This is a genomic window from Duganella callida, assembly GCF_004614165.1.
Classification (GTDB): domain Bacteria; phylum Pseudomonadota; class Gammaproteobacteria; order Burkholderiales; family Burkholderiaceae_D; genus Rugamonas; species Rugamonas callida.
Map to the genome: position 1 here is coordinate 1 of NZ_SPVG01000218.1, position 3,149 is coordinate 3,149.

The 3,149-nt window shown below is 68.3% G+C and carries 5 protein-coding genes; 1 reads left to right on the plus strand and 4 read right to left on the minus strand.

The genetic code is table 11. The features are described 5' to 3' along the window. From paaD to paaA, 4 genes are all read right to left on the minus strand, one after another. Positions 1–409 (minus strand): 1,2-phenylacetyl-CoA epoxidase subunit PaaD (gene paaD, locus E4L98_RS22075; protein WP_135203698.1); only part of this gene is annotated, 409 nt, incomplete at its 3' end. A 14-nt stretch (positions 410–423) separates the two neighbouring features. Then, on the minus strand, positions 424–1,176 hold the full coding sequence (paaC, locus tag E4L98_RS22080) for a 1,2-phenylacetyl-CoA epoxidase subunit PaaC (protein WP_135203699.1): 753 nt from the start codon (positions 1,174–1,176) through the stop codon (positions 424–426). A gap of 11 nt (positions 1,177–1,187) precedes the next feature. Beyond that, the gene (gene paaB, locus E4L98_RS22085; RefSeq protein WP_135203700.1) at positions 1,188–1,472 is read right to left on the minus strand and encodes a 1,2-phenylacetyl-CoA epoxidase subunit PaaB; all 285 of its coding nucleotides are present in this window, start codon (positions 1,470–1,472) and stop codon (positions 1,188–1,190) included. Next, complete coding sequence (gene paaA / locus E4L98_RS22090) at positions 1,469–2,467, minus strand: 1,2-phenylacetyl-CoA epoxidase subunit PaaA (RefSeq protein ID WP_135203701.1); 999 nt, start codon at positions 2,465–2,467, stop codon at positions 1,469–1,471. The genes paaB and paaA overlap by 4 nt, the downstream gene beginning before the upstream one ends. A 166-nt stretch (positions 2,468–2,633) precedes the next feature. On the opposite strand from paaA, the gene E4L98_RS22095 reads away from it, so the two are divergent. Further along, on the plus strand, positions 2,634–3,146 hold the full coding sequence (locus E4L98_RS22095) for a PaaX family transcriptional regulator (RefSeq protein ID WP_229257511.1): 513 nt from the start codon (positions 2,634–2,636) through the stop codon (positions 3,144–3,146). The last annotated feature ends 3 nt before the right edge of the window (positions 3,147–3,149 follow it).

Genomic DNA, 3,149 nt, shown 5'->3' on the forward strand with positions numbered 1-3,149 from the left:
CGGCCAACATGGTGCACCGGCGCGCGGGGGCGGCGCCGTACTGTGCGAGCTGCGCCGGCGGGGCGATGCCGTAGCCTTGCAGGGCAGCCTTGCCGGCCTCGCTCATCCAGTCGGTGGTCCAGGCCGGGGACAGCTGGTTATGCAGGCGCACCTGCGCGACGCCGCGCGCGTGCAGCGTGGCGCGGATGGCGTCGGCGATGACCTGCATGGCCGGACAGCCGGAATACGTGGGGGTGATGGTGACGTCGCAGCCGCCGTCGGCGGCCACGCGCACCTCGCGCACGATGCCCAGGTCGACGATGCTGATCACCGGGATTTCCGGGTCTGGCACCTCGGCCAGCCAGGCCCGGATTTGCTCGGCATGGATGACCGCGTGCGCGGGAATGACGGGGGTGGCGGCGGCGGTCATGGCGGCCTCGCGGCTTACCAGCTGACGCCCGGGTAGGCGCGCTGCAGGAACTGCATCTCGGCCAGGATGTAGCCCAGGTGCTCGCTGTGGCGGCCCTGCTTGCCGCCGCGCTGCATCCAGGCGTCGGCCGGCGGCATGGTCAGCGTGGCTTCGGCCAGGATCTCGGCCACGTGGGCCAGCCACTGCGCGCGCAGTCCGGCCGCGGGCGGCGCCACGCCGGCGGCCACCATCGCCTCGTCGACGGCGTCGTAGGCGAACGCTTCGCCGCTGTACATCCACAGCGCGTCCACCGCGGCCTGGGTCTTGGCGCGGCTGATGTCGGTGCCGTCGCCGAGGCGCACCATCAGGTCGCCGCTGCGGCGCAGGTGGTAGGTGACTTCCTTCAGCGCCTTTTCGGCGATGGCGGCGATGCGCGCGTCGCTGCCGCGCGTCAGGCCGTCGATCAGGAAGTAGTGCCAGGCGTCGAAGTAGAACTGGCGCACCAGGGTGTCGGCGTAATTGCCGTTCGGCTGTTCCAGCAGCAGGCAGTTCTTGAAGTCGTGGGCGTCGCGCAGGTAGGCCAGCTGGTCCTGGTCGCGGCCGGCGCCTTCCAGCTCGGCGGCGTAGTCGTACCACATGCGGGTCTGGCCCAGCAGGTCGAGCGCGACGTTGGTCAGCGCCATGTCCTCTTCCAGCGCCGGCCCCTTGCCGCACCACTGCGCCAGTTGCTGGCTGAGGATCAGGGCGTTGTCGCCGAGGCGCAGCAGGTAGTTGACCTTGTCATCCATGGCGCGCGCCCTCACAGGTTCTTGACTTCTTCCGGCATCGGGAAGAAGGTCGGGTGGCGGTACACCTTGCTGTTGGCCGGTTCGAACAGCGCCTGCTTGTCGGCCGGGCTGCTGGCGACGATGTCGGCCGCGCGCACCACCCAGATGCTGACGCCTTCATTGCGGCGCGTGTAGACGTCGCGCGCGTTGTTGACGGCCATCTGCGCGTCCGGCGCGTGCAGGCTGCCGACGTGCTTGTGCGCCAGGCCGTGCTGGCTGCGGATGAACACTTCCCACAGGGGCCATTCCTTGCTCATTGCGGTTCTCCTGATGCGGCGCGGGCGGCCTGTTTGTCGGCGTGGGCGACCAGCGCCTCACGGAACCAGGCGCCGTCGTCCCAGGCCTGGACGCGGGTTTGCAGGCGTTCGCGGTTGCACGGGCCGTTGCCCTTCAACACCTGGTGGAACTCGGCCCAGTCGATGGCGCCGAAGTCGTAGTGGCCGCGCGCGGCGTTCCAGCGCAGGTCCGGGTCGGGCACGGTCAGGCCGAGGAATTCGGCCTGCGGCACGGTCTGGTCGACCATGCGCTGGCGCAGTTCGTCGTTGGAAAACAGCTTGATGCGCCAGGCCGACGATTGCGCGCTGTTGACCGAATCGGCGTCCGACGGGCCGAACATCATCAGCGACGGCCACCACCAGCGGTTCAGCGCGTCCTGCGCCATGGCCTTTTGCGCGGCCGAGCCATTGCACAGCGCCAGCATGATGTCGTAGCCCTGGCGCGCGTGGAACGATTCTTCCTTGCACACGCGGATCATGGCGCGCGCGTACGGGCCGTACGAGCAGCGGCACAGCGGGATCTGGTTGATGATGGCCGAGCCGTCCACCAGCCAGCCGATGGCGCCCATGTCGGCCCAGCTCAGGGTCGGGTAGTTGAAGATGCTGGAATACTTGGCCTTGCCGCTGTGCAGGGCCGCCAGCAGTTCGTCGCGGCTGACGCCCAGCGTTTCGGCCGCGCTGTACAGGTACAGGCCGTGGCCGGCCTCGTCCTGGATCTTGGCCAGCAGGATGGACTTGCGCTGCAGCGTGGGCGCGCGCGTGACCCAGTTGCCCTCGGGCAGCTGGCCGACGATTTCCGAGTGCGCGTGCTGCGAGATCTGCCGGATCAGGGTCTTGCGGTAGGCCTCGGGCATCCAGTCCTTGGGCTCGATCTTGATGCCGTCGTCGATGCGGGCCTGGAATGCGCGCTCGTCGGCGTCCATGTCGGCCGCCGCGCGCACCTGCTTGAGGCCGGTCTCCACCAGTTGTGCATACATGCTCGTCTCCTCCTGCTCAACATCATACGATACGGATTTTTGTTTGACTACCGTTATTTTGAGTCATATTAAAATTATGCATCGCGTGGCGGCCGGCGATAAATTTTGCTGCGGCCGGCGCGCGGGCTCAGTAAACTATTGTTTCCAAGTACAAAATTTGCCGCTCATGAATTGCACCGACTGGATAGCCGGCTTCCTGGCCAGCGAGCCGCCCCGTTCGAAATCGCTGGTGGTGACCATCTTTGGCGACGCCATCGTGCCGCACGGCGGGCTGGTCTGGCTGGGCAGCCTGATCGAATTGCTGGCGCCGTTCGGCGTCAACGACCGGCTGCTGCGCACCGCCGTGTTCCGGCTGGCGCAGGAGGGCTGGCTGGGGGCGCAGCGCGACGGCCGCCGCGCCTCGTATGCGATCACGCCGGACGCGATGGCGCGCTTCGTGCATGCCTACCGCCGCATCTACGCGCCGCCGCACGCGCAGTGGGACGGCAGCTGGACCCTGGTGCTGAGCGGCGACGGCGCGCTCAACGCGGCCGAGCGCGCGGCCGTGCGCAAGGAATTGTTGTGGGAAGGCTACAGCGTGATCGCGCCCGGCATCATGGGCCATCCGGCCGCCGACGCGGCGGCGCTGGCGCAGCTGCTGGCGCGGCTGGGGGTGGCCGGGCGGCTGTTCGTGCTCTGACTA

Bases quoted from the DNA above. Each gene is read 5' to 3' on its own strand.
- paaB (WP_135203700.1), bottom strand. From the start codon at position 1,472: ATGAGCAAGGAATGGCCCCTGTGGGAAGTGTTCATCCGCAGCCAGCAC.
- E4L98_RS22095 (WP_229257511.1), top strand. From the start codon at position 2,634: ATGAATTGCACCGACTGGATAGCCGGCTTCCTGGCCAGCGAGCCGCCC.
- paaA (WP_135203701.1), bottom strand. From the start codon at position 2,467: ATGTATGCACAACTGGTGGAGACCGGCCTCAAGCAGGTGCGCGCGGCG.
- paaC (WP_135203699.1), bottom strand. From the start codon at position 1,176: ATGGATGACAAGGTCAACTACCTGCTGCGCCTCGGCGACAACGCCCTG.